24 protein-coding genes and 1 tRNA gene are annotated in these 24447 nt (G+C 61.9%); 19 read left to right on the top strand and 6 right to left on the bottom strand.

Annotation, left to right across the window (positions count from 1 at the left end):
• Positions 1–64: 64 nt before the first annotated feature.
• The 3 genes from SMCB_RS00805 (at position 65) to SMCB_RS00795 (ending at position 2268) form a co-directional block, all read left to right on the top strand.
• The gene (locus SMCB_RS00805; protein WP_045534370.1) at positions 65–907 is read left to right on the top strand and encodes an AAA family ATPase; all 843 of its coding nucleotides are present in this window, start codon (positions 65–67) and stop codon (positions 905–907) included.
• A gap of 36 nt (positions 908–943) precedes the next feature.
• On the top strand, positions 944–2134 hold the full coding sequence (locus tag SMCB_RS00800; RefSeq protein WP_045534368.1) for a vWA domain-containing protein: 1191 nt from the start codon (positions 944–946) through the stop codon (positions 2132–2134).
• A 59-nt stretch (positions 2135–2193) separates the two neighbouring features.
• Positions 2194–2268 (top strand) — tRNA-Arg (locus tag SMCB_RS00795).
• 47 nt (positions 2269–2315) lie between these two features.
• On the opposite strand, the gene SMCB_RS13225 is transcribed toward SMCB_RS00795, so the two are convergent.
• Positions 2316–2453, bottom strand: coding sequence for a hypothetical protein (locus tag SMCB_RS13225; RefSeq protein WP_338056279.1), 138 nt, complete (start codon positions 2451–2453; stop codon positions 2316–2318).
• Between the two features lie 3 nt (positions 2454–2456).
• The gene (locus SMCB_RS00790; RefSeq protein WP_338056278.1) at positions 2457–3578 is read right to left on the bottom strand and encodes an HD-GYP domain-containing protein; all 1122 of its coding nucleotides are present in this window, start codon (positions 3576–3578) and stop codon (positions 2457–2459) included.
• Between the two features lie 134 nt (positions 3579–3712).
• Here SMCB_RS00790 and SMCB_RS00785 point away from each other — a divergent pair, with 134 nt between their 5' ends.
• Positions 3713–4825: an ABC transporter ATP-binding protein gene (locus SMCB_RS00785; protein ID WP_045534366.1), complete on the top strand. Its 1113-nt coding sequence runs from the start codon at positions 3713–3715 to the stop codon at positions 4823–4825.
• A 129-nt stretch (positions 4826–4954) separates the two neighbouring features.
• Here SMCB_RS00785 and SMCB_RS00780 read toward each other — a convergent pair whose 3' ends face one another.
• The gene (locus tag SMCB_RS00780; protein WP_045534365.1) at positions 4955–5935 is read right to left on the bottom strand and encodes a Bug family tripartite tricarboxylate transporter substrate binding protein; all 981 of its coding nucleotides are present in this window, start codon (positions 5933–5935) and stop codon (positions 4955–4957) included.
• A gap of 291 nt (positions 5936–6226) precedes the next feature.
• Here SMCB_RS00780 and SMCB_RS00775 point away from each other — a divergent pair, with 291 nt between their 5' ends.
• From SMCB_RS00775 to SMCB_RS00755, 5 genes are all read left to right on the top strand, one after another.
• Positions 6227–6796 (top strand): tripartite tricarboxylate transporter TctB family protein, encoded by a 570-nt coding sequence (locus SMCB_RS00775; protein ID WP_045534362.1) that lies wholly within the window; start codon positions 6227–6229, stop codon positions 6794–6796.
• Positions 6793–8256 carry a tripartite tricarboxylate transporter permease gene (locus SMCB_RS00770; protein ID WP_045534360.1) on the top strand — a complete coding sequence of 488 codons (1464 nt, stop codon included), beginning with the start codon at positions 6793–6795 and terminating at the stop codon, positions 8254–8256. Before SMCB_RS00775 ends, SMCB_RS00770 begins: the two co-directional genes overlap by 4 nt.
• 39 nt (positions 8257–8295) lie before the next feature.
• Positions 8296–9384 carry a DUF3616 domain-containing protein gene (locus SMCB_RS00765; protein WP_045534358.1) on the top strand — a complete coding sequence of 363 codons (1089 nt, stop codon included), beginning with the start codon at positions 8296–8298 and terminating at the stop codon, positions 9382–9384.
• Between the two features lie 44 nt (positions 9385–9428).
• Positions 9429–10043 carry a diacylglycerol/lipid kinase family protein gene (locus SMCB_RS00760; protein ID WP_045537303.1) on the top strand — a complete coding sequence of 205 codons (615 nt, stop codon included), beginning with the start codon at positions 9429–9431 and terminating at the stop codon, positions 10041–10043.
• A gap of 95 nt (positions 10044–10138) precedes the next feature.
• Entirely contained in the window at positions 10139–10939 is an 801-nt protein-coding gene (locus SMCB_RS00755) for a metallophosphoesterase family protein (protein WP_045534356.1), read from the top strand.
• Here the strand turns inward: SMCB_RS00755 and SMCB_RS00750 are convergent, their stop codons facing one another.
• The gene (locus tag SMCB_RS00750) at positions 10940–12292 is read right to left on the bottom strand and encodes a glycerate kinase type-2 family protein (RefSeq protein ID WP_082027140.1); all 1353 of its coding nucleotides are present in this window, start codon (positions 12290–12292) and stop codon (positions 10940–10942) included. It abuts the gene before it with no gap.
• 96 nt (positions 12293–12388) lie between these two features.
• On the opposite strand from SMCB_RS00750, the gene SMCB_RS00745 reads away from it, so the two are divergent.
• The 8 genes from SMCB_RS00745 to SMCB_RS12290 all read left to right on the top strand — a co-directional run bounded on the left by SMCB_RS00745 (position 12389) and on the right by SMCB_RS12290 (position 21445).
• Positions 12389–13315 (top strand): LysR family transcriptional regulator, encoded by a 927-nt coding sequence (locus SMCB_RS00745; protein WP_052468350.1) that lies wholly within the window; start codon positions 12389–12391, stop codon positions 13313–13315.
• 189 nt (positions 13316–13504) lie between these two features.
• A complete protein-coding gene (locus SMCB_RS00740) occupies positions 13505–14665 on the top strand; it encodes an iron-containing alcohol dehydrogenase (protein ID WP_045534355.1) in 1161 nt (386 codons plus the stop codon).
• A 26-nt stretch (positions 14666–14691) separates the two neighbouring features.
• Positions 14692–16167 carry an aldehyde dehydrogenase family protein gene (locus SMCB_RS00735; RefSeq protein ID WP_045534353.1) on the top strand — a complete coding sequence of 492 codons (1476 nt, stop codon included), beginning with the start codon at positions 14692–14694 and terminating at the stop codon, positions 16165–16167.
• A 91-nt stretch (positions 16168–16258) separates the two neighbouring features.
• Positions 16259–17308, top strand: coding sequence for a TRAP transporter substrate-binding protein (locus tag SMCB_RS00730; protein ID WP_052468349.1), 1050 nt, complete (start codon positions 16259–16261; stop codon positions 17306–17308).
• Between the two features lie 112 nt (positions 17309–17420).
• Complete coding sequence (locus SMCB_RS00725) at positions 17421–17969, top strand: TRAP transporter small permease (protein ID WP_082027139.1); 549 nt, start codon at positions 17421–17423, stop codon at positions 17967–17969.
• A gap of 14 nt (positions 17970–17983) precedes the next feature.
• A complete protein-coding gene (locus SMCB_RS00720; RefSeq protein ID WP_034111985.1) occupies positions 17984–19261 on the top strand; it encodes a TRAP transporter large permease in 1278 nt (425 codons plus the stop codon).
• A gap of 235 nt (positions 19262–19496) precedes the next feature.
• Positions 19497–20669, top strand: coding sequence for an alpha-hydroxy acid oxidase (locus SMCB_RS12295; RefSeq protein ID WP_082027138.1), 1173 nt, complete (start codon positions 19497–19499; stop codon positions 20667–20669).
• Positions 20670–20767: 98 nt separating this feature from the next.
• Positions 20768–21445 carry an RraA family protein gene (locus SMCB_RS12290; RefSeq protein WP_082027137.1) on the top strand — a complete coding sequence of 226 codons (678 nt, stop codon included), beginning with the start codon at positions 20768–20770 and terminating at the stop codon, positions 21443–21445.
• Between the two features lie 169 nt (positions 21446–21614).
• Here SMCB_RS12290 and SMCB_RS12590 read toward each other — a convergent pair whose 3' ends face one another.
• Together SMCB_RS12590 and SMCB_RS12585 are read right to left on the bottom strand one after the other, a co-directional pair.
• A complete protein-coding gene (locus SMCB_RS12590; protein WP_144400205.1) occupies positions 21615–21971 on the bottom strand; it encodes a hypothetical protein in 357 nt (118 codons plus the stop codon).
• On the bottom strand, positions 21972–22574 hold the full coding sequence (locus SMCB_RS12585; RefSeq protein ID WP_171820265.1) for an IS1595 family transposase: 603 nt from the start codon (positions 22572–22574) through the stop codon (positions 21972–21974).
• On the opposite strand from SMCB_RS12585, the gene SMCB_RS12580 reads away from it, so the two are divergent.
• Both SMCB_RS12580 and SMCB_RS00710 read left to right on the top strand, forming a co-directional pair.
• Positions 22566–23360 carry a Bug family tripartite tricarboxylate transporter substrate binding protein gene (locus SMCB_RS12580; protein WP_171820264.1) on the top strand — a complete coding sequence of 265 codons (795 nt, stop codon included), beginning with the start codon at positions 22566–22568 and terminating at the stop codon, positions 23358–23360. The genes SMCB_RS12585 and SMCB_RS12580 overlap by 9 nt on opposite strands.
• A 44-nt stretch (positions 23361–23404) precedes the next feature.
• A complete protein-coding gene (locus tag SMCB_RS00710; protein ID WP_045534351.1) occupies positions 23405–24430 on the top strand; it encodes a 2-hydroxyacid dehydrogenase in 1026 nt (341 codons plus the stop codon).
• Positions 24431–24447: the final 17 nt, after the last annotated feature.

Genomic DNA, 24447 nt, shown 5'->3' with positions numbered 1-24447 from the left:
CAGCAATGGGCTCCTCCGGCCCTTGGCCAACCCAGCCCACCTCCTTGAAGCTCCTTTCTTGCCCATGAAATTCTCCGGCTCCCCCCACTACGTCGCCAGCCCCGATTTGTTGCTCGCGGTCAACGCCGCCATCACCTTGCAGCGGCCCTTGCTCATCAAGGGCGAACCCGGCACCGGCAAAACCCTGCTGGCCGAAGAGGTGGCGGCGGCCTTGGGGCTGCCGCTGCTGCAATGGCACATCAAGAGCAGCACCAAGGCGCAGCAGGGCCTGTACGAGTACGACGCCGTGAGCCGCCTGCGCGACTCGCAGCTCGGGGACGAGCGCGTGCGCGACATCGGCCACTACATCGTGCAAGGCGTGCTCTGGCAGGCCTTCACGGCCGAGCAGCCGCTGGTGCTCTTGATCGACGAAATCGACAAGGCCGACATCGAATTCCCCAACGACTTGCTGCGCGAGCTCGACCGCATGGAGTTCCACTGTTACGAGACGCGCCAGACCATCCGGGCGCGGCACCGGCCGCTGGTGTTCATCACCTCGAACAACGAAAAAGAGCTGCCCGACGCCTTTTTGCGCCGCTGCTTTTTCCACTACATCCAGTTCCCCGACCCGGCCACGCTGCGCCGCATCGTGGGCGTGCACTTTCCCGGCCTCAAAGACGAGCTGCTCACGGCGGCGCTCAAAGCCTTTCTCGAGCTGCGCCAGCTGCCGGGCCTGAAGAAAAAGCCCAGTACCTCGGAGCTGCTCGACTGGATCCGGCTGCTGCTGGCCGAAGACATCCCGCCCCAGGCGCTGCACGGCAAAGAGCAGCAGCTGGTGGTGCCGCCACTGGCGGGCGCGCTGCTCAAAAACGAGCAGGATGCCGGCCTGCTCGAGCGCCTGGTGTTCATGAACCAGCGCCACCGCTGAGGCGGTTTGGCGCCCTCAACCCAGCCCAGCCCACCCATGCTGATCGATTTTTTCTATGCCTTGCGCGCCGCCCGGCTGCCGGTGTCGGTGCGCGAATACCTCACGCTGCTGCAGGCGCTGCAATCCGGCCTCGTGGGCCCGGCCAACCCCGACGCCTGCTCGCTCGATGATTTCTACTACCTCGCACGCACCACGCTGGTCAAGGACGAATCCCTGTTCGACCCCTTCGACCGCGCCTTTGCCGCCCACTTCAAAGGCGTGCAGGCCGTGGCGGGCGAGGGCGCGCGCGCCATCCCAGCCGACTGGCTAAGACAGGAGCTGCAACGGCTGCTGAGCGACGAGCAAAAGGCCAACGCCCCGAAGCTCGACTGGGACGAACTCATGCGCACCCTGCAGCAGCGGCTGGCCGAGCAAACCGAGCGCCACGCCGGCGGCAGCAAGTGGATCGGCACCGGCGGCACCAGCCCCTTTGGCCACGGCGGCCACAACCCGCAGGGCATCCGCATCGGCGGCCCCGGCGGCCAGCGCAGCGCCTTCAAGGTGTGGGAGCAGCGCCTCTGGCGCGACTACGACGACAGCGCGCCGCTGGGGCCGCGCCACCTCAAGCTGGCGCTGCGGCGGCTGCGTAAATTCGCGCGCCAAGGCAGCGCGCTCGAGCTCGACTTGCCCGACACCATCCGGGCCACCGCTGCCAACGCCGGCTGGCTCGAGCTGCGCCAAGTGCCCGAGCGCCACAACCTGGTCAAGGTGCTGCTGCTGCTCGACGTGGGCGGCAGCATGGACGAGCACGTGCATCAGGTCGAGGCCCTGTTTGCGGCCGCCAAGGCCGAGTTCAAGCACCTCGAAATCTACTACTTCCACAACTGCGTCTATGACTTCGTCTGGAAGCACAACCAGCGCCGCCACAGCGAGCGCACCGCCACACTCGACCTGCTGCACACCTACCACCGCGACTACAAGCTGATTTTTGTCGGCGACGCGACCATGAGCCCCTACGAAATCCTGCAGCCCGGCGGCAGCGTCGAATACGCCAACGCCGAAACCGGGGCCGACTGGTTGCAGCGCCTCGCGCACCACTACCCGCGCCACGCCTGGATCAACCCGCAACCGGCGGGCCTGTGGCCCTACCAGCGCAGCATCGAGCTGATCCAGCAAATCCTTGGCCAGCGCATGTACCCGCTGACGCTGCGCGGGCTCGAAGAGGCCACGCGGGTGCTCTCGAAATAGCGCCCCCAGCAATGTCGCCCTCAGCAGCGGGCATCGGGGATAATCTTGCGCAGCTACCACCCGCCGTAGTTCAATGGATAGAACGGCCGCCTCCTAAGCGGCAAATACAGGTTCGATTCCTGTCGGTGGGGCCACACCCTGCCAGTTCTCGGATCCAGGTGCCGCTATTGCTGCACCCACCCTATGCGCCCTGTGGATTCGCCAGCTCATCCATCCAGACCGCGTCGAGGTCGGGGATTTTCCAGTCTTTGGGGTTTTCGCGCTTTTCGATCTGCCAGCGGCAGTCGGGTGCCGAGAGGTCGATCAGTTGCGGCTGCACGCGCTAATTGCTCGTGGTGGAAAACACGGTTTTAACCACCGGCTTGAGCAAAGACGCCTTGGACTGCTCCACCACCACCGCCAGCTTGCCGTTGCTCAGCCGCACCAGCGAACCCGTGGGGTAAATGCCGAGGCTGCGCACAAAGGCCTGAAAAATCGCGGCATCGAGGTGGCCGTGGGTCCACTGCGCCATTTTGGCCAGCGATTCGGCCGGGTCCCAGCCCTCTTTGTAGGGCCGGTTCGAGGTGATGGCGTCATAGACATCGCACACCGCCCCCATGCGCGCCATGCGGCTGATGGCCTCGCCCGCCAACCGCTTTGGGTAGCCCTTGCCGTCGAGCCGCTCGTGGTGGTGCAGGCAGACGTCGAGCGCCATCGGGTCATCGACGCCGGCGGCGAGCAAGCGCCGGTGCCCGTGTTCTGGGTGCAGGCGCACTTGGGCAAATTCGGCTTCGGTCAGGCGGCCGGCTTTGTTGAGCACCTCCAGCGGCACGTCGGCCTTGCCTAGGTCGTGCATCAGGCCCGCAAAGCCCGCCGCGCGCGTCTCGGCTGCGCTCAAACCCAACTGACGCGCCAGCGCCACCATCAGCGCGCACACCGCCACCGAGTGCATGTAGGTGTAGCCGTCGGCGCTTTTCAGGCGCGCGAGGCTGATCAGGGCGCCGCCGTTGCGCAACACCGAATCGGTGATCTCCTCGGCCACTTGGCGCGCCACCTCTGGGTCGATGGCGCGGCCCATGCGCACCTCGGCGAACATGTGGCGCACCGCGCCGGTGGCGGCTTTGCAGATGGCGGCTGCACGCTGATACTCGTCGCGCATCGAGACCGCCTCGGTGTCGGAGCTGGCAAGCACCTCAGGGCTGGCGGCAGGCGGCTGGGGCTCTGCGGCGACGGAAGCGGGATCGGCGTTGGTGGCGGCGGCTGGTGCGACATCCAAGCCCTGGCTGACGTCGATCAGCACCTCCTTGATCGCGCACCCGTGCACCAAACTCAGATCGTGCGCATCGGTGATGACGAACTTGCTGCGCCAGAACGGGTGATCCATCCAAGAGCCGCAAAAACCCTCGATGTACATACCGAGCCGCACTTGGGCAGTCGGAATTTTTTTCAGCTTGGGTTTGGCCATGGGAATCGGGTTGAGCGGCGCGTAAATGCCCTCAAAGTATAAAGCGGGAGGTGGGCCGACGCAGGGTAAACGGAGGCGAGAAACGCTCTTTCATCATTATGAATGAGAACAACAATCGTCTAGAATAAAGCACCATGTTCCTGACCCTGTCCCAACTCTCGGTTCAATACCCCCACACCGCCCAGCCTGCGGTGCGCTCTGTTTCTTTCGGCCTCGAGGCGGGCCAGATCGGGGTGCTGATCGGCCCTTCGGGCTGCGGCAAAACCACCTTGCTGCGCGCCGTGGCCGGGCTCGAGCGCGCCAGCGGTGGACAAGTCGCGCTTGGGGGTGAAGTGGTCAGCAACGCCCAGACGCATATGCCGCCCGAGCAGCGCCGCGTCGGCATGGTATTCCAAGATTACGCGCTGTTTCCGCACCTTGACGTGCGCGCCAACGTGGCCTTCGGGCTGCGCCATCTGCCCAAGCCAGCGCGGCTGCAGCGGGTGCAAGAGGTGCTGGCGCTGGTCGGGCTCGAGGGGCTGCACGGGCGCTACCCGCACGAGCTCTCGGGCGGCCAGCAGCAGCGTGTGGCGCTGGCGCGCGCACTCGCCCCCAGCCCACGCCTGCTGCTGCTCGACGAGCCTTTCTCCAACCTCGACGTGGACCTGCGCGAGCGCCTGGCGCACGAAGTGCGCGGGATTTTGAAGGCCGCCGGGGCCACCGCGCTGCTGGTGACGCACGACCAGCTCGAAGCCTTTGCTATTGGCGACATGATCGGCGTGATGCACCAGGGCGAGCTGCACCAGTGGGACCGCGCTTACACGCTCTACCACCGCCCGGCCACGCGCTTCGTGGCCGAATTCATCGGCCACGGCGTGTTTGCCCCGGCGCAGATCGCCCATTTGGGCGCCGAGGTGCAGGTGCAAACCCCCCTAGGGCCGCTGCAAGACGTGGCCGCGTGCCCGCTGCCCAGCGCTTACCCCGACGGCCTGTGCGACGTGCTGCTGCGCGCCGACGACATCGTGCACGACGACGCCGCACCGGTGAAGGCGCGCATCGTGCGCAAATCGTTTCGCGGCTCCGAGTTCCTCTACACCCTGCAACTGAACAGCGGCGAGACGGTGATGACGCACGTGCCTTCGCACCACGACCACGCCGTCGGCGAGTGGATCGGGATTAAGGCGGCGGTGGATCACGTCGTCACCTTCGAGCGCGGCGCTGCGGCTGGCGCACCGCCGGCGCAGGCGGTGGTTTGCAACGGCGGCTAGGCCCCCCGGCGGCCTGCACACCAACACGGTCCTGTAACCGCCGGCATCTCCGGGAGCGCGCACAGGTGCAAGAGCCCAAGCAGATGCATGCGCCTGCGGCTGCGCACCTGCTGGGGTGAATCGAAGCGCCTAAACCGCCCGGCTGGCTTCGCGCACCAGCGGCACCCAGATGCGCCGGTCTTCGGCGTAAAAGGCATCGACCTGCGACGGGCTCATGGCACCGGTGAACTCGCTGCCCCAGCCCACGAGGCGCTCGCGCAGCGCCGGCACTTCGAGCACGGCCGCGATTTCGCGGTTCAGGCGCTCGACGATGGGCTGCGGCGTGCCCGCCGGCGCGGCGATCGAGTTCCAGGTAAAGCCCTCGAAACCTGGCAGGCCCTGTTCGGCGGCCGTGGGCACATCGGGCAGCACCTGCAAGCGGCGGCGGCTGGTCACGGCCAGCGCACGCAGCGCGCGCGACTGCACGTGCGGGATGGCGGTCACGGCGACGTCGAACTGGTGCGAGATGCGCCCAGCCATGAGATCGCGCAGCCCCTCGGCGCCGGCGCGGTAGGGCACGTGTTGGACTTCGACCCCGGCCGCACGCGCCCACATCAGACCAGTGATGTGGGTGGTGGTGCCGCGCGGGCCCGAACCGTACTGGTAACGCCCCGGTGCAGCGCGCAGGCGCGCGATGTAGTCGCGCATGTTGGCGGCCGGATCATTGGGGTTGACCAGCATGACCAGCGGCACCTTGTTGATCATGGCCACGCCACGCAAGCTGCCCACGAGGTCAAAGGGCATGGGGTCGAACAGCGCCAGATTGAACACCAGTTGCGAGGCGGTGCCCACCAGCAGCGTGTGACCGTCGGGCTCGGCGCGCGCCACCGCCTCGGTGCCCTGCATGCCCGACGAAGCGGCGAGGTTTTCAACCACGATGCGCTGCCCGAGGCGCTGCTCGAGCTCGGGCGCCATCAGGCGCGTGACCACGTCGGCATTGCCACCGGCCGCCGAAGCGACGATCAGGCGCAGCGGGCGCGAAGGAAAATTCTGGGCGCGCACAATCGCTGGGGCGACGACCAGGGCCGCCGCAGCGGCCGATGATTTGAGTAGGGTACGGCGGGTGCTCATGCAGACAACTCCGAAAAAATTAGCTTTGGGTGAGGCGACGATCGGCAGCGCAAACGGCCACAGTCTGTCCCTTGACGGAAACGGCATTAGACCATAAAATAACGCTAATGCGAATGGTTCTTGTTATTGATCAGTATGCGGCCGTCAGATAACCCCGCGCCCGCACCCCCACCCGATGCCCCCTGCAGCCCGGCCCACACAACGGTTGGCGCTGCGGCTTGGGCTTGGTCTGGCAGCGGCGATGCGGCCGGCAGTAGGAACACCGTCACCTCCTCGGCCCCCTTAGGTCCCTTGGAGCTCGCACCCACCGCCCAGCTCTGGGGCCTGCGCGCGGTGGCTTGGGCGCTGCTGTTGCTGGCGGTGTGGGTGCTGACGCAGGTCGGGCAGCGGCCCGAACTGGCGCTGGGCAGCTTCACGCGCATGGGGCCGGGTTACTGGCCGGGGCTGTTGGCCGTTGCCCTGCTGGGCGTGGCGCTGCTGCTGCTCTGGCGCAGCCATCGGGCCGGCTGGGCCAAGGCCGAAACGGCGGCCGGCGCTGCTGAGACCGAATCTGCGGTCTGCGCCGCTGATACCGAATCGGCGGTCTGCGCCGCCGAGGCCCCCAACGCCGGCCAGCCGCGCGCCGCCGCTCTGACGCTGGCCGCGGTGCTGGGCTTTGCTCTGCTGGTGCCCGTGCTGGGGGTGGCGCTGGCCACCTGGTTGCTGGCGCTGCTGGCGGCGCGCGCCGCCGCCAACCGCTGGCCGCACGCGCTGTTGATCGGATCGGCCTTGAGCCTGCTCTGGCTGCTGGTGTTTGTGCTCGGCTTGCAGGTGCCGTTTCAGCTGCTGCCGCCGGCCCTGGCAGCGGCCTTGCATCCATGATGAGCCTCGAACTGGCGTGGGCGCTGGCGGGCCCGGCCTTGCTCGGCGCCGGGTTGGGGACACTGGTTGGGGTGTTGCCCGGCATCGGGCCGGCGGCCACCATGGCCTTGCTGTTGCCGGCCTCGTTTCTGCTCGAGCCGCAGGCGGCCATCGTGCTGTTGTGTGGGGTCTATTTCGGGGCCCAGTATGGCTCCTCGACCACCGCCATTTTGCTCAAGCTGCCGGGCGAGGCCTCGGGCGTGGTCACGGCCGAAGAAGGGCACCGGCTGGCGCTCAAGGGGCAGGCCGGGGTGGCGCTGGCGGTGGCGGCGCTGGCCTCGTTTCTGGCCGGCCTCATCACCGCGGCGCTGGTGGCGGCGCTGACACCGGCGCTGGCGCGGCTGGCGCTGGGCTTGGGGCCGGCCGATGTGGCCGCGCTGGTGCTGCTGGCGGCGGTGGCGCTGGTCTGCATCGGCCAGCCGCAGCGCCTCAAGGCCCTGGCCATGCTGCTGCTGGGATTGATGCTCGGGCTGGTGGGCACCGACTTCGGCGGCGGGGCGCCGCGCTTTACCCTCGGGCTGGCTGAACTGCGCGACGGCATCGGCCTCGTGCCGCTGATCGTCGGCCTGTTTGGTCTGGGCGAGGTGCTGGCCAGCCACGCCGGGCTGCGCGCCGGCACGCGCATCGCCCCCATCGGCCGCATCTGGCCGCGCGTGAGCGAACTGCGTGCCAGTCTGGCGCCGGCGCTGCGCGGCACGGCGGTGGGCGCACTGGTGGGGATGCTGCCGGGCGGCAAGACGCTGCTGGCCTCGATGATGAGCCTGGCGCTGGAGCGGCGCGTGGCGCGTGACCGCGCCCAGTACGGGCACGGCGCGCTGTCGGGCGTGGCCGGGCCCGAGGCCGCCAACAACGCCAGCGCCCAAGCCGGGCTGGTGCCGCTGATCGGCCTCGGGCTGCCCGGCAACCCGGCCATGGCGGTGTTGCTGGGGGCCTTCATGCTGCACGGCATCGCCCCCGGCGCTGTCATGTTCGAGCGCTCGCCGGAGCTGTTCGAGGCCATCATCTGGGGCATGGTGCTGGCCAACTTGGCGCTGCTGGTGCTCAATCTGCCGCTGATCGGGCTCTGGGTGCGGCTGCTGGCGCTGCCGCTGGGCTGGCTGACGCCGCTGATCGTGCTGGTGGGCGTGCTTGGGGTCTATGCCCAAAGCCGGCTGGCCTTCGATGTCGCGCTGCTGGCCGGTTTTGGTCTGCTGGGCTATGTGTTGCGCAAGGCCGACTATCCGCTGGCCCCGATCGTCTTTGGCGTCGTGCTCGGGCCGATCTTCGAGGACAACCTGCGCCGCGCCTTCATGCACGCGCGCGGCGATGGGCTGGTGCTGCTGGCGCAACCGCTGGTGCTGCCGGCACTGGGGCTGGCGCTGCTGTTGCTGCTGTGGCCGCTGCTGGCGCGCTGGCGCAAAATGTATGCTATACAGCGCTAAACCGTGCGTCCGTGCACGCCACCAACCCCGGAGCCCCCCATGCCCAACACCCGAAGCGCCAATGCCGTGCGGCTGGAGTTCAGCGCCGACTGCCTGGTTAAAACCAACCTCTCGGGGGCGGCCTTTACGGGCGACTGGCTTTGGGTGGCGGGCGACGAAGCCTGTGGCGTCGAGCGCCTGCGCCGGCTCGAGCCGGTGGGACGCGAGACGCTGCGCTTTGGCGAGGTGTGCGATTTCCCGCTGGCCGACCTGCTCGATCTGCCCGGCGCCCCCGACGAAGAGGCCGACATCGAGGGCATGGCGGTGGTGGACGGCTTTTTGTGGCTGGTGGGCTCGCATGGCCTGAAGCGCAAAAACGCCAAACCCGAGCGCAGCCACGCCGACAACGCCCGGCGGCTGGCCAAGCTGGCCCTAGACGGCAACCGGCGCCTGCTGGCCTGCCTGCCGATCGAGCCCGACGCCAGCGGCGCGCCTTGCTTGGTGCGCTTGGCCGCCGACGGCCGCCGCGCCCTGCGCATCAAGGGCGATGCCCAACACAACCTGCTCACGCGGGCGCTGGCCGACGACCCGCACTTCGGGCCCTACCTGCAAATCCCGGGCAAGGACAACGGCTTTGACATCGAAGGCCTGGCGGTGTTCGGGCGCCGGCTGCTGCTGGGCCTGCGCGGGCCGGTGCTGCGCGGCTGGTCGGCGCTGCTCGAGATCGAAGTGCAGGCGCGCGGCGACGAACTGCGCCTGGTACCGCTGGACGACAACGGCACGCTGCTGCGCAAACACTTTTTGCAGCTCGATGGCTTGGGTGTGCGCGATTTGCATTTTTCTGGCGACGACCTGTACCTGCTGGCCGGCCCGACGATGGTGCTCAACGGCGAAATCCGCGTCTATAAATGGCCGGCCGCGCGGCTGCTTCTCGAAGCCAACCTGGAGCCGGTGCGGTTCGAGTCGGCGCTGAGCGAATCGGTGGTGCTGCCGCATGGCCAGGGCAGCAACCGCGCCGAAGCGATCTGCGATCTGCCGGCCGACCTTGCGGGGCGCAAGCCCAGCTGGCTGGTGTTGTACGACGCACCCGGTGCCGATCGCCGAGAGGGCGAGCACACCGTCTTTGGCGACCTGCTGCGCCACGATTGAATTCGCTTGCATCCGATCGTCTCCACCCGGATGGCGTGCGCGCCATGAGCCCCAGCCCCACCATCGACCCCGCCGCGGCGCTGCAGCTCGTCATCAACGCGGCTTCGGGCCGCAGCGCCGCCGACGCCAAGGGCGCGCTCATCGACAGCGTGTTGCAGGCCGCTGGACGGCGCGGGGAGCTGCATTTTTGCCAGCCGGCTGAGCTGAGCGCGGTGGCGCAACAAGCCACGGCCAAGGCGCTGGCCACCGGCACGGCGGTGGTGGCCGTGGGCGGCGACGGCACCCTGAACACGGTGGCGCAGTACGCGCACGCGGCCGGCTGCCCCATGGGGGCCGTGCCCCAAGGCACCTTCAACTACTTTGCGCGCACGCACGGCATACCCACCGACCCGGCCGAGGCGGTGCGTGGGCTGCTGGGCTGGGCCGCGCAACCGGTGCAGGTGGCGGCCATCAACCAGCGCCTGTTCCTGGTCAACGCCAGCATGGGCCTGTACACCGATCTGCTGGAAGACCGCGAGGCCTACAAGGCGCGCTTCGGGCGCAGCCGCTGGGTGGCGTTCTGGTCTGCCTGCGTCACGTTGCTGCGCGCGCAGCGCCAGTTGCGCCTGCACATCGAACAGGGCATTGAGGCCCGCGATGTGCGCACGCTGGTGCTGTAAGTGACGCGCATGCGCGCACCGCTCGACTTTCGCGTGCTGGAACAACCGCTGCTGCTGCTCAAGCCGCCCCCTGCCCCCGACCTTAGGACGCAGCCGTGAGCCTCGTGCTGCAGGTCTCGGACACGCACTTTGGCACCGAACAGCCCCCGGTGCTCGAGGCGCTGGCGGCGCTGGCGCAGCAGCTGCGCCCCGATTTGGCGGTGCTCTCGGGCGACATCACACAGCGCGCGCGGCCGGGGCAGTTTCGCGCCGCCCGCGCCTTCATGGACCGGCTGGGCGCACCACTGCTGGCGATTCCGGGCAACCACGACATCCCGCTGCTCGACCTCTGGACGCGCCTGCGTCGCCCCTACGCCAGGTATCTGGCGGCCTTTGGGCCGGAACTCGAACCCCTGCACAGTTCGCCCGAGCTGCTGGTGCTGTGCCTCAACACCACACGGCCCTGGCGGCACAAGCATGGCGAGGTGTCGGCGGCACAGATCGAGCGCGTGGCCCAGCGGCTCGAAGCGGCCACTGCGGCGCAGTTGCGCGTGGTGGTGGTGCACCAGCCGGTGGCCGTGATCCGGAGCAGCGATGTGGTGAACCTTCTGCGCGGGCACGAAGCGGCGCTGCAGCGCTGGGCCGCCGCCGGTGCCGATCTGGTGCTGGGCGGACACATCCACCTGCCTTATGTGCGGGCCGTTGACGGGCTGGCGCGGCCGCTGTGGGCGGTGCAGGCGGGCACGGCGGTGTCGGCGCGGGTGCGCGAAGGCCTGCCCAATTCGGTCAATCTGCTGCGTTGGGGCGCACCGCATGCAAGCCCGGGCTGCTGCCAGATCGAGCAATGGGACTACGCCGCCGCGCAGCGCGCCTTTGTGCGCGCAGCCGTCACCGAAGTCCGGCCGGCGCGGGCCTGATCAGGGCGGAGCAATCAGTAGCGCCCGGAAGTCGTTCACATTGGTGCGCGTGGGGCCGCTGTGCAGCGCGTCGCCCAAGGCGGCGAAAAAGCCGTGCGCGTCGTGCTGGTCGAGCATGTGCTGCGCATCCAGCCCCAGGGCTTGCGCGCGCGCCAGCGTGTCGGGGCCGATCAGGGCTCCGGCGGCGGGGCCGTTGCCGTCGATGCCGTCGGTGTCGGCCATCAAGGCATGCACACCCGGCTGGCCGACCAATTCGAGCGCGCAAGCCAGCAGGCACTCGACGTTGCGCCCGCCTTGGCCGGGGCTGGGGGTGCGCAGCGTGACGCTGGTCTCGCCGCCCGAGAGCAGCAGGCACGGCGCGGCAAAGGGCTGCTGGCGCTGCGCGATCTGGCGCGCCAGCGCCGCCAGCACCTTGCCCACTTCGCGCGCCTCGCCTTGCAGCGCGTCGCTCAGTATGTGCGCCTCAAAACCGGCGGCGCGCGCGGCGCTGGCCGCGGCTTCCAGCGCCATTTGCGGGGTGGCGAGCCAGCGCAGCTCGCTGCGTGCCAGCCGCGCATCACCCGGTTTAATCGTTTCGCCGCGCCCGCTGTGCAGCAGCTCCAGCGCCGCCGCTGGCAGGGGCAGGCGGTAGCGCTGCGCGATCGCCAGCGCATCGGCGCAGGTGCTGGGGTCGGGCACGGTGGGGCCGGAGGCGATGTCGGCCGGGTCGTCGCCGGGCACATCCGAGATCAGCAGTGTGAGCACGCGCGCCGGGTAGCAAGCCGCCGCCAGCCGCCCACCCTGCAGCGCCGAGAGGTGGCGGCGCAGGCAGTTGATCTCGCCGATGCGGGCCCCGCTGGCCAACATGGCGCGCGCCAGCGCCTGCTGCTCGGCCAGCCCCAAGCCGGGCAGCGCCAGCGGCCACAAGGCCGAACCCCCGCCCGAGAGCAGGCACAGCACGGTATCGGCGGCGCTCAAACCCTGCACGCTGGCCAGCACGCGCTCGGCGGCACGCCAGCCCGCCAAGTCGGGCACCGGGTGCGCCGCAGCCACGATCTCAATGCGCGAGCACGGCGCTTCGTGGCCGTAGCGCGTCACCACCAAGCCACCCAAGGCCTGCGGGTCGCCATCCCAGTGCGCCTCCACGGCCTGCGCCATCGCCGCCGAGGCCTTGCCCGCCCCTACCACCCACAGGCGGCCAGAGCCGATTTCGGCCGCGCGCGGCAGGTGCGGCGGCAAGCACAGCGCCGGTTGCGCAGCGGCCACGGCGGCGGCAAAGAGCTGGCGCAGCAGGGGGGCGGGGGCGCTGCCAAAGTGGTCGGTTGCAACATGCGCAGAATGCAGCAATGTTTCAGTGTGCGAAGTGGTGGTCATAGGTTGCGGGTGGGTTAAGTACACCGTTACCACTGTAGCCGAAAGCGCAGCGTGCTGTTAAGGTACTCACCCTGATCTCACATAATATGGCATCAAATGATAGACCTACGACATCTTCGGTATTTTCAAGCCGTCGCCCAAGAACTCCACTTCGGGCGAGCGGCTGCACGGGTGCACATTTCACAACCTGCGCTGTCACGACAAATTCAGCAGTTGGAATCTGAAATCGGGACACCACTGTTGCTGCGCACACAAAGACGCGTTGAGCTGCTGCCGGCTGGACAACTGCTACTAGACCGAAGCAACTTGGTACTCCAAGACGTGGCGCGAGCGGTGATCGATGCGCGGCGCACGGGCGCCGGGGAGCTGGGTCGTCTGTTGGTAGGCTTCATTCACTCATCAACTTACGGGATACTTCCCTTGATCATCGAGCGCTTCCGCCACCTCTATCCGGCCATCGAACTCGAACTGCAAGAAATGACCATTGTTGAACAGCATGGGGCCCTCGTACGGGGCGTGATCGACATCGGGCTCTTGCGGATTCAACCAGCACCTGCTGATTTGGAGTTTCAACCGGTGCTGGAGGACCCTTTCCTCGTCGCCGTACCACACTCGCACCGGCTGGCGGCGCAGACCGCAGTAAGCTTGTCAGAGCTCAAAGGAGAAGAGATGGTGATGTTCTCCTCACGCGGAAGCCCGCTGTTTCATTCTCGGATAGTGGCGATGTGCGAACGTGTTGGGTTCACACCACGCGTGGCACAAATAGCCACCCAAATTCACACTGTAGCTGGACTGGTCAGTGCTGGTGTCGGCCTAGCAATCATCCCTGGTTCCGCCCGCAATCTGCAGCCGCAGGGGGTCCAGTTCCTTGAGATCCTTGACCGCCCTGAACCCTTGCAGGTCGGGCTCAGCTGGTTGCGCGGCAAGGGAGACACGCCATCCATTCGCGTCTTTCGCGAGGTAACACTAGCAGTGGCAGCCCAGCTTGGCGGTAAAGACCAAGTAAGAACGCAAAGGTCATAACCCCCCGCCCTATCGCATACGACGCATGGCGCGTCCACAGGGCGCAGGCAGTCTCTTCCCGCATTGATGCTTTTAGCGCATCAATACGCCACATATTATGCATTGGACTTTAGTTCTAGTGCAGTATAAAGTTCTGATGACTGGCTGCTCGAAAAGCAGCAATGCCAAACAAAAAAGACCGGAGACAGCATGAGTGCTTGCATTGCCCCCTTTTCTTTCCACAACCCAACGGCGATCGAGTTTGGCATGGGTGCACTTGCCCGCCTCCCTGAACTCGTGAAGAACCTCGGCGGCAAACGGGCACTGGTGGTTGGCGACCCAGGCGTGCACAAGGCCGGCCTAGTAGACCGGGTGATAGCTGCCTTGGGTGACGACATTCCGGTAATAACCTTCACAGAGGTTGAAAGCGACCCCGATGCCCGGTCTGTTGACGCTGGCGTAAAACTGGCGAAGCCTTGGAATTGCGACGTGATCATAGGTATTGGCGGTGGCAGCGCAATGGATGTAGCCAAGGCGATCGGGGTGATGCTAACCAACCCAGGCAACATCCGCGATTACGCCGGCATGGGGAAGATCAGCAAGCCCGGCGTTCCCGTGATCGCGATCCCAACCACCTCTGGTACGGGCAGTGAGATGACTATCTGGTCGGTGCTTTCCGACCGGGAGAAAAACCAGAAATTTGGTATTGGTAGCATCTTAAACTGTCCGCGCATTGCCCTGCTAGACCCCGAGCTGACGATGTCGCTACCGCCTGCCATCACGGCCGCCACTGGCATCGATGCCTTGACCCACGCGCTGGAGTCGTACGTAAACACGACGACTCAGCCAATCTCTGAAGCGATGTCGGAGCAGTCGATGACACTGATTGCCCGCAGCCTACGCTTGGCCGTCATGCAACCGGGCAACCGCCAAGCTCGTGCCGATATGCTGCTGGCAAGCACCATCGCTGCAATGGCATTTAACAGTACCCGACTCGGCTTGGTACACGCCCTCGCCATGCCGCTCGGAACACGCTTCCATATCCCTCATGGGCTGGTCAACGCAATCATGCTACCCGGGGTAATGCGCTACAACCTACCGGGAAGCTTGGCCAAGTTCGCGCGGATCGCGCAAATATTCGGTGAACCCATAGAGCGGCTGAGCCTGCAGCAAGCGGCCGAGCGCTCGGTGTCCGCCATTGAAAAGATGAAATTGGACATAGGTATAAACGCTAGGCTCGGTGAATTCGGCATGACCGAGTCCGACCTGAATGACGTAGCGGCAGATGCAATGTTATCGGGCAATGTCCCGGTCAATCCGCGCCAGCCTACGCTGGAAGATATCAAAACGCTGCTACGCGCCGAGCTGTAGCACACCAATAACGAGGAACCCCCCCCATGGATATGCAAACTTGGCTCAACGATCACATAGGTAAGCGTTACGGCAACTACATCGATGGCGAATGGGAAGAGGCAAGGTCTAATGCGATGACATTGACCAACCCAGCCCGCCGCGACCAAATACTCGGCCATTTCACCGAAGGCACAAGGGAAGACGTTGACCGCGCTGTCAAATCTTCCTACTGTGCTTGGAAGGAATGGCGCAATGTACCTGGCCCTGAGCGCGGATCTATTCTGTTTCGGGTAGCTGAAATGATTGAGAAGCGCGCTGATGAATTTGCTTTTCTTGTATCCGCCGAACAGGGCAAGATCTTATCCGAGTCGCGAGGAGAAGTTATCCGAGCGGTTAAAGAGCTGCGATTCGTTGCTGGTGAGGCCAGCCGCATGGAGGGCTACACCCTTCCCAGTGAAAAGCGCAATGGCCTAGCCATGAGCTTTCGAGAGCCTGTGGGTGTCATTGCATCTATAGTACCGTGGAACTTTCCGTTGCTAACGCCGGTCCGAAAAATTGGACCAGCGCTGGCCTACGGCTGCACGACAGTCTTGAAGCCCTCCAATCAAACCCCATGGTGCTCGGTTAAGCTGGTCGAGCTGTTCCGGGAAGCTGGAACACCGAAGGGTGTAGTGAACTTGGTGCTCGGAACTGGTCGAGAGGTTGGTGAGGCACTGGTCATGCACCCGCACGTGCGTGGTATAAGCTTCACGGGCTCAACAAAGACAGGGTCTGACATCAACGCTCTAGCCGGGCAACGAATGGTTCAATCTCAACTCGAAATGGGCGGCAAGAACCCAGCCATCGTTCTGAGCTACAGGGACGCTGGAACCATAGCAAGACAGATCGCGCAGGCCGCGTTCACCACCTCCGGACAGCGTTGCACCGCTATCAGCCGCGTCATCGTACTTCAGAGCCTCGCGGACGAATTAAGTGAGGCACTCGTTGGGGAGATGTCGTTGATCAAGATCGGTCCTGCATGGGAATCGTCTAGCACGATGGGGCCCCTCATATCTGATCAGCATCGCACGTCAGTACTGCGCAACGTTGCCGCTGGCCTCAACCAAGGTGCCCGCATCCGATACGGCGGCCGCGTACCAGAAGAAGGCGAACTAGCGCAGGGCAACTTCCTAGAGCCTACTCTCATTGAGAACATTACCCCGGAAAACTTGCTGGCTAACAAGGAAATCTTCGGCCCGGTACTTTCATTCATCACCGTTCGAGACTCGGAGCAGGCGATCGCTGTAGCGAACTCGGTCGAATACGGTCTCGCCGCATCCGTTTTTACCCGTGATGTTGACGAGGCATTGCGCTTCGTTCGAGAGAGCGAAAGCGGCATGGTGCATGTAAACCATGGGACCAACAGCGAAGCACACATGCCTTTCGGTGGCATGAAGGGCTCAGGGTTAGGTGCCTTCTCGATCGGCCACAGCAATCTTGAATTCTTCACCAAATTAAAGGTTGCATACTTCCAAGGTTGACCGTGTCAAACACAGTGAAAACAGCCAAGGCAGTGGCTGGGCGCGTAAAGCAGTGCGCCGAAGCCGAACGGCTCTGCCCACTTTCTTTTTCATGAGCAAAGTCATTAAAATGGAGACGACAAAGATGAACACGTCCTTTCAGATGCGCCTTAATCGGCGTAATGTCCTCGCCGCGATGGGTGTCGCTGCAACAGTGGGACTCAGCAGTAGCCCTGTCTTCGGTGCACGTCAGATCACCATCCGTTTCAACCATACCGACGGCCCAGGTGGCGACGGTTACCATTTTTCTGAGAAACTCAAAAGTCTGCTTGCAGAACGCACCAACGGACGTATCCAAGTGCAGAACACCCATTCTGGTCAGCTTGGCGCGGAGAGAGACATGTACGACTCGATGCAGATCGGGGCCATTGAAATGGGCCGTTCTGGCTCACTCATCATCAGCGTGGCTGCCCCTCTGTATGCTGCACTGGATATGCCATACCTGTTTCGCAGCCAGCAACATCTGCGCAACGTGCTCTCCGGACCGATCGGTCAGGCCATGCACCAAGAATTTCTAACGCGGAGGGGCATACGCGTGCTGGGCATCGTGAACCGCGGACCACGCCACCTTACCACCAGCAACCGCCCCGTAAGGACTCCGGCTGATTTGGCGGGGCTTAAGCTGCGTGTACCCGAAATAGCCGTGTATTTGGCTGCATGGCGTGCTCTAGGGGCGAGCCCAACCCCAATGGCTTTTCCTGAAGTGTTTACTGCGCTTCAGCAGGGCACGATCGACGGCCAAGAGAACCCGTTGTCGACCATTCATGGAAATAGTTTTCATGAAGTGCAGAGGCATCTCGTGCTGACGACACACGTGCGCGGTAATGGCTGGATGATCGCCAGTGAGCGTTTCTGGCAATCATTGACCGAAGCAGACCGTAGGCTGCTGCAGCAGGCGGTAAACGACGCCTCCGCGCACGCAGATGAACAAATTGCGCAACGGGAAGTCGGGCTGCTCGCAACTTTGCGTCAAAGAGGGATGAACGTTATTGAACCCGACATCAATGCCTTCTCAACCGTGGTGCAACGCGAGGTACCGCCAAGGTTTGCAGACAGATGGCTACCCGGTCTGCTGGACGCGGTCATCAGGACCGCAGGATGAGCCTGAAGCATACTTGTCACTAGGGTTTCGGCTGCAAGGAGCGCATCAGCAAAGGCCAAGCTTAGCCCATTGATCTGAAATTTGGCTGCCAATTACATCAGAGGTTAAAATCATGAAAGAACAGGAACCTCACTACAAGCCGCAGCCAAACGATGGCACTGAATGGATCCGCCTTCCCCTGAAGGCTGCGCTTCTAGCATGGCGCTGGGGCACAGAGACAGTTGTCACTTGTTTGATGGCAATTATGGTAGGCACCATCATTTTGCAGGTGTTCTTTCGTTTCGTATTAAACGACCCGCTCGCTTGGAGCGAGGAATTAGCGCGCTACTCGTTGGTGTGGATCACTTTTCTCGGCGCTGCGGTAGCCTTCCGCCATGGCGGTCACATTGTAATCGACACCCTCGTAATGATGTTACCCCGTGGTGCGCAATCAATATTGGCTTGGGTGGTGGATGTGCTGATCGTGGTTGCCCTCTTGATCTTGCTTGTTCAAGGTCTGAAAATCATGGAGGTGACTTCAGGCGTGAAAGCGACGATGCTAGAGATTCCAATGTCGTGGGTGTTCGCAGCCATCCCCGTGAGCGCAGCCATTATGTTGGCCTACCAGGTTGAACGCACCATTCGCAAAATCAAGAGCGCAAAGCCCACTTCGCTTGCCTGAGGAAACGCAGCAACATGGTCACCATTCTACTGGTAAGCAGCCTTCTGCTGTTCGCAATCGGCATGCCCGTCGCCTTCGCCATGGTGTTAAGCGCAGCGGCCGCCTTCCTCTTCCTAGGCAACGTGCCTCTGATGGTGCTTCCACAACGCATTCTGACCGGCGCGGACAGCTTTCCCCTGATGGCGATCCCGTTCTTCCTGCTGGCTGGCAACCTAATGATCAGTGGTGGCTTGACACAAAAACTGAGCAACCTAGCCCTAGCACTGGTGGGGCACCTTCGAGGCGGGCTGGCACAGGTCAATGTTGTAAACAGCATGATGATGGGAGGCATGACCGGCTCAGCAATCGCCGACGCGGTGTCTGATTGTAAGATCTTGGTGCCTGTTATGCTGAAGTCCGGCTACAGTCCCCGGTTTGCTGCCTCCCTTACCGCCGCGTCTGCAGCAATTGCGCCTATGATCCCACCCAGCATTCCCTTCATCATTTACGGATCAATTGCAGGAACCTCCATTGGACAGCTGTTCTTGGCAGGTGTCGTACCTGGCATCATGATGGGAGTTTTTCTCATGATCGCAGTAAATGTGATTGCTCGCCGACGTAATTTACCACGCGGAGAGCAGCCTAACTTGAGTAGGATCTTAGGGGCGCTGCGCACTTCAGGGCCACCACTGATGATGTTGGTGATCATAATCGGCGGCATTCTTTCAGGAGTATTCACTCCAACTGAAGCTGGAGCGGTGGCAGTCCTTTACGCCATAGTCCTGACGACGATGTTTTACCGCAGCCTGAGAGTTGCGGACCTACCCAAAGTCCTGCTGGAAACAAGCGTCCAAACAGGCGTGATCATGCTTGTGATTGCCGCCGCCTCCCCGTTCAGCTGGTTGCTAGCGCGCGAGCAAGTGGGCCAAGATGTGGTGCAAATGCTGGCATTGATCGGCGACAACGAGATTGTGTTCCTTCTACTCCTCAACGCAATTCTGCTGGTGCTCGGCATGTTCCTTGATGCTACTGCGCTTCTGATCATCGTGGTCCCTGTACTAGTGCCGGTATTTGCTGCACTCGGCCTAGACCCAGTTCACATGGGTGTGGTGGTTGTCTTGAACCTAATGATCGGTCTAGTGACACCGCCATTCGGAATCGTGATGTTTGTGGTATGCAACCTCCTCAAGGTAAATATCTTGGATTTCGTACGCGAGATATGGCCATTCCTGCTCGCGCTGCTCGCGACTCTTCTTACAGTCACCTTTCTGCCAGAACTGGTTCTGTTTCTACCCACTCTGTTAATGCGATAAGATTTTAGATGCAACACCATCTACTGCTATTGATCAAAACTCTGTAACGCAAATGAAACACGAGCACGAAATTCCTACACTTGTATAATTTTGAATGCATGAACCTTCCGCATCACATTGCACTATTCACAAATTGCCATCATCAATGAAAAAACAGAACCACTCAATCAGCGAAGTAGCCACTTTGCCTAGACAGGCCAATAATACAAAACCACATTCTGACGGTATTAAAAAAATGCCATCTGGCCTTGAGCACATTCTTTGCTTAGATGACTTTGATAAGGCTGCTAAACAGCACCTTCCAAAGCCAATTTACGCCTATATTTCTGGTGGAGTAGAACGAAACCACACGCTGCGAGCGAACGCCACCTCATTCGAGAGATACGAGTTCCTTCCAAGGGTTTTGATCGACATATCCAAGCGCACCACTTCAACATCCGTGTTAGGAATGCAGTATTCTGCACCTTTCGGCATCGCCCCGATGGGAATTTGCGCTTTATCAGCTTACCGCGGCGATATCGTCTTAGCTCAGGCAGCTGAACGTGAAAATATCCCAATGATCATGAGTGGCTCCTCACTGATACGGATGGAGGAAGTGATAAAGGTCAACCCAAACGCTTGGTTCCAAGCATACCTACCTGGCGACGAAAAAAATATCCTGGCACTCGTAGAGCGTGTCAAGGTTGCAGGATACCGTACCCTTGTCATCACAGTAGACGCTTCGATTGCCGCCAACCGTGAGCATAACATCAGAGCTGGATTTTCTACCCCGATGCGTCCGAGCCTCTCTCTCGCTTGGCAGGGGCTCACACACCCACGTTGGCTGTTTGGCACATTCCTTAAAACGATCGCTCTCCACGGTATGCCACACTTTGAAAATAATTTTGCACACCGGGGTGCACCAATCATGTCGCCCAACGTATCACGGGATTTCTCTGATCGTGGCCACCTAAATTGGAGCCATTTACGTATGCTTCGCAAACAGTGGCCAGGCCAAATGGTGATCAAAGGCATCCTAGATTTTCGCGATGCGCGACTGGCGGTGGACTCCGGTGTTGACGGCATCATTATTTCAAACCACGGCGGTCGCCAACTAGATGGCACAGTGGCACCGCTACAAGTTCTACCCCGAATCGTACGTTCCTGCTCCGAGGTTCCGGTAATGATCGATAGCGGTCTCCGACGTGGTACTGACGTACTTAAGGCACTAGCGCTCGGGGCAAAGTTCGTCTTTCTGGGCCGACCTTTTAACTACGCAAGTGCAGTTGGTGGTTCGGTCGGAGTGCGTAAAGGTATTTCACTACTACGTGATGAAATATCGCGTGATATGGCAATGTTAGGCATCAATCACTTAAGCGAACTGGATGCAAGTTTTCTCCTTGGAGGAGACAGTAAAGATTTACCATGATGCAGTCTTGAGTTGATGTCGCAAGACAACCAACAGCTCGGTATTTTTCTGAAACAGTTCCCTTCAACCCCACTGCTCTATATCAAAGGATTCATAACATGATTGGTTTTCAAATCCACCATCGCCCCCGCCAAGTGAGCGATAAACTCATTCGAGCCTTCTTTGATATTCCGGTTGCCAATGTGAGCGACTGCATGATGCGAATTACATCTGGTGGACCTAGGCTTCGGCCTATGCACAAAAGCGGCCGCCTTGCAGGCCCTGCCTTAACAGTGAAGACGCGCCCCGGCGATAACCTAATGATCCATAAGGCACTGGACATGGCTGCACCCGGGGATATTATCGTAGTAGATGCTGGCGGCGATCTAACCAATTCACTTTTTGGCGAGATAATGTTAAATTATGCAATTACCCGCAAAATTGGTGGTATTGTGCTGAATGGCGCAATCCGAGATGCAAAAGATATTGCAGCCAGCAGCTTACCAGTCTATGCTGCAGGCGTGACGCACCGCGGCCCATACAAGGACGGCCCAGGAGAAATCAATGTGCCGATTGCCATTGATGGCATGGTGATTCATCCAGGCGACCTTATTATTGGTGATTTTGATGGATTTTTATGCATCAAAATCGACGATGCAGATCAAGTATTACAAGCGGCACTCGAGAAACTAAAACAAGAACAAATAACAATGGCAAACATTGCTGCTGGAGTGCATGACACTTCTTGGGTTGACGCACGCCTAAAGTCACTGGGCTGCGACCCAACGCCGCAGTAAACAACACGCAGATTCAAATTTCTCACCACCCTTTGCCTCGGCTCAACCACATCAAGGAGACACTGATGACTATCCGCAAATTTCTTTTTGGCTTAGTATCTGCAATAGCAGCATCAACGGCTATGGCATGGCCAACAAAAGGCTGAGTTCGTGTTACCCGTGTACACCGTCATTGATATGAAGTCCGCAACGCATGAAACATGAATTGTTCGGGTGTGAGGTTGTCCTTGAAGCGGTCCAAGAGACGGCGCCAGCCCAGGTAGTTCGCCAGGTATTTGGTGGCGACACCGCGAAAGCGCGTCATCCAGGACTTCAGACTGGAGTCGTAGCGGTTGACGCTCTGGACATGCCAAGGGCCATTTCCGCCCTTGCCGTGATACTGCGAAACAAAGAAGCCAGACTCCACCTTGAGTTGCTCGGCCACCGTCCAGTAAGAGGCGTTGCCGTCGGTGCTGAGCACCGCATCTGCGCCCAGCAGCGGGCGCAACGCCTCGGTCAGCGCATGGGCCGTTGCCCGCTCCAGCACCTAGTCAAAGGCGACCTGTGTGCCACGCTGCACCGCCACGACCACCGCGGTCTTGTCGGTGCCAGAGCCGTCCCGGGCCTTGCCGCCGCGCTCCTTCGGTGGTCGCGGCATGGCCTTGCGCTGACCCTTGTAGGACACGGGGAAGAAGGTTTCATCGGCCTCCACAATGCCAGCGAGGGCGCTGGGTTTTTGCTGGTTGAGGAAAGCCAGAAACTTGTGCCGCCAGCGAAAGGCCTTTTGCACCGAGATATCCATGCGCGCAGCGGTCTTGCGCACCGACAGACCATCGGCCATGCAAGCGGCGTTCTCCAGCAGTTTGGCCTTGTCGCGCAGACGGTGAAACGGGGTGCCTGTGGTGGCGGTGAAAGTCTTGCCACAGTCCCTGCAGCGAAAGCGCTGCGAGCCAAACTCGGTGCCGTGCTTGTATTTGCGGGTGCTTTGGCAGCGCGGGCAAGAGCCTTGTTCGGCCATGCGCGCCATGAGCAGGCGCTGCACACCGTCGGCCTCCTGGCGCTGGCGCAGGGTCTGTCGCAGCTCATCAAGCTGCGCCTGTGTCAGACCTTCGATGCTGGCCACCAACTGCTTGTACTGGGCTTGTTCCATGTTGATTTTCCTGGGAAAAATGAACTCCATGGGAGTGTACACGGTTTAAGCGAACTCAGCCGCTCACCTCCAGATGGTTACACTTTCATGGTTGCTGGCATGGCTCCATTTGTGACTGCGCCACACCTAATGAGAGTTCAATATGATGCCGTTCGGGATCTCGAACCGATTTCACTCGTTGTTCGGGCGGCGAAGGTCCTAGTTGTACCTACAGCTTCTCCACATAGAAATCTTTCGGATTTTATCAGTTGGAAGCGGGCTAATCCAGGGAGTGCATCTTTTGCATCCGCGGGTAATGGCAGTAGCGACCACCTAACCGCAGAGCTTTTCTGGCAGGAAACTCGGACTACTGGCATTCATATACCTTATCGAGGTGGCGCTCCAGCCGTGACTGCTGTACTGGGCGGTGAAGTTAATGCTCTTTTCATGAGTATCAACGCTGTCATGCCTCATATTCAGTCTGGCCGGCTTCGTCCCCTAGTTATCAGTAGCGCCACTAGATCATCTGCGCTACCACAGGTGCCCACGTTAATGGAACAAGGTGTTAACTTTACTTCTTATTCTTGGCAGGGATTTGCCAGCCCGAGAGGAATTCCAGCTGAGGCAAGGCGTCGTATGCATGAACTTCTATCCGCTACACTTAGAAATCCAGAAATGCACTCTAGACTTACCCAACAAGGCTTGGAAATCGTGCTAAGCACTCCTGAAGAGTTCGCTACATTTCAACAATCCGAATTCAGTCGGTGGAAGCAAATCATCGAAACCAGAAAAATTGTAGGGGATTAAATTTATGGCAGCTAATTGATTCACAACACTTCATTGATTTTTTCATGCCAACTGAATCAAACTATTCAGGTCAAAAGGTGACTCAACGGCCCGGCGTGTTGATCACACGCCGCCTGTTCCCAGAGGTGCAGCAGCGCTTGGGTGAGCACTTCGAGCTGCGCGACAACCCGGACGATGTGGTTTGGAGCCCAGCCGAGTTGATCGAGCGCCTGCAAGGCCAGTGGGGCGTGCTGGCCACGCAGGGCGATCGCATCGACGCCAGCGTGCTGGCCGCTTGCCCCGATCTGCGCGTGGTCGCCAACATGGCGGTCGGCTACAACAACCTCGACCTTGACGCGCTGGAGCGCCACGGCGTGCAAGCCAGCAACACCCCGGACGTGCTGACTGAGAGCACCGCCGACTTTGGCCTGGCGCTGCTGCTGGCCACGGCCCGGCGCATCACCGAGGGCGAACGCTACCTGCGTGCCGGGCGCTGGAAGCAGTGGGCCGCCGACATGCTGCTGGGGGCCGAGGTGCACCACAGCACGCTCGGCATTTTGGGCATGGGGCGCATCGGGCAAGCCATTGCGCGCCGGGCCGCGCACGGTTTTGCCATGCAGGTGATCTACCACAACCGCAACCCGCTCGACGCCACCACCGAGCGCGCCTGCGCCGCCCGCTGGGTGAGCAAAGCCGAGCTGCTGCGCCAGTCTGACCACCTGCTGCTGGTGTTGCCCTACACGCCGGCCAACCACCACGCCATCGGCGCGGCCGAGCTGGCGCAGATGAAACCCAGCGCTACCTTGGTCAACTTGGCGCGCGGCGGCATCGTCGATGAGCTGGCGCTGGCGCAGGCGCTGCAAAGCGGCCAGCTTGCCGCCGCCGGCTTGGATGTGTACGAGGGCGAGCCGCAGGTGCGGCCCGAGCTGCTGGCGCTCATCAACGTGGTGCTCACGCCGCACATCGCCAGCGCCACCCGGGGCACCCGGCTTGCCATGGCGCTGCTGGCGGCGGACAACTTGATCGCCTTTCATGAAAAAGGAGAAATTTTGACTCCAATCAAATCGATTCAGGCCTGCAATCAGGTGTAAGTCGAAGCGCACTGGAG

It is taken from the genome of Serpentinimonas maccroryi (assembly GCF_000828915.1).
Lineage (GTDB): Bacteria > Pseudomonadota > Gammaproteobacteria > Burkholderiales > Burkholderiaceae_C > Serpentinimonas > Serpentinimonas maccroryi.
Note: the sequence above shows the minus strand (reverse complement) of the source record. Positions and strands in the feature narration are given on the sequence as shown.

What these genes read in the sequence shown, in the direction of transcription:
- SMCB_RS00805 (WP_045534370.1), top strand. Translation starts at nt 65, where the DNA reads ATGAAATTCTCCGGCTCCCCCCACTACGTCGCCAGCCCCGATTTGTTG.
- SMCB_RS00800 (WP_045534368.1), top strand. Translation starts at nt 944, where the DNA reads ATGCTGATCGATTTTTTCTATGCCTTGCGCGCCGCCCGGCTGCCGGTG.
- SMCB_RS00790 (WP_338056278.1), bottom strand. Translation starts at nt 3,578, where the DNA reads ATGGCCAAACCCAAGCTGAAAAAAATTCCGACTGCCCAAGTGCGGCTC.
- SMCB_RS00785 (WP_045534366.1), top strand. Translation starts at nt 3,713, where the DNA reads ATGTTCCTGACCCTGTCCCAACTCTCGGTTCAATACCCCCACACCGCC.
- SMCB_RS00780 (WP_045534365.1), bottom strand. Translation starts at nt 5,935, where the DNA reads ATGAGCACCCGCCGTACCCTACTCAAATCATCGGCCGCTGCGGCGGCC.
- SMCB_RS00770 (WP_045534360.1), top strand. Translation starts at nt 6,793, where the DNA reads ATGATGAGCCTCGAACTGGCGTGGGCGCTGGCGGGCCCGGCCTTGCTC.
- SMCB_RS00765 (WP_045534358.1), top strand. Translation starts at nt 8,296, where the DNA reads ATGCCCAACACCCGAAGCGCCAATGCCGTGCGGCTGGAGTTCAGCGCC.
- SMCB_RS00760 (WP_045537303.1), top strand. Translation starts at nt 9,429, where the DNA reads ATGAGCCCCAGCCCCACCATCGACCCCGCCGCGGCGCTGCAGCTCGTC.
- SMCB_RS00750 (WP_082027140.1), bottom strand. Translation starts at nt 12,292, where the DNA reads ATGACCACCACTTCGCACACTGAAACATTGCTGCATTCTGCGCATGTT.
- SMCB_RS00745 (WP_052468350.1), top strand. Translation starts at nt 12,389, where the DNA reads ATGATAGACCTACGACATCTTCGGTATTTTCAAGCCGTCGCCCAAGAA.
- SMCB_RS00740 (WP_045534355.1), top strand. Translation starts at nt 13,505, where the DNA reads ATGAGTGCTTGCATTGCCCCCTTTTCTTTCCACAACCCAACGGCGATC.
- SMCB_RS00735 (WP_045534353.1), top strand. Translation starts at nt 14,692, where the DNA reads ATGGATATGCAAACTTGGCTCAACGATCACATAGGTAAGCGTTACGGC.
- SMCB_RS00730 (WP_052468349.1), top strand. Translation starts at nt 16,259, where the DNA reads ATGAGCAAAGTCATTAAAATGGAGACGACAAAGATGAACACGTCCTTT.
- SMCB_RS00725 (WP_082027139.1), top strand. Translation starts at nt 17,421, where the DNA reads ATGAAAGAACAGGAACCTCACTACAAGCCGCAGCCAAACGATGGCACT.
- SMCB_RS00720 (WP_034111985.1), top strand. Translation starts at nt 17,984, where the DNA reads ATGGTCACCATTCTACTGGTAAGCAGCCTTCTGCTGTTCGCAATCGGC.
- SMCB_RS12295 (WP_082027138.1), top strand. Translation starts at nt 19,497, where the DNA reads ATGCCATCTGGCCTTGAGCACATTCTTTGCTTAGATGACTTTGATAAG.
- SMCB_RS12290 (WP_082027137.1), top strand. Translation starts at nt 20,768, where the DNA reads ATGATTGGTTTTCAAATCCACCATCGCCCCCGCCAAGTGAGCGATAAA.
- SMCB_RS12585 (WP_171820265.1), bottom strand. Translation starts at nt 22,574, where the DNA reads ATGGAACAAGCCCAGTACAAGCAGTTGGTGGCCAGCATCGAAGGTCTG.
- SMCB_RS00710 (WP_045534351.1), top strand. Translation starts at nt 23,405, where the DNA reads ATGCCAACTGAATCAAACTATTCAGGTCAAAAGGTGACTCAACGGCCC.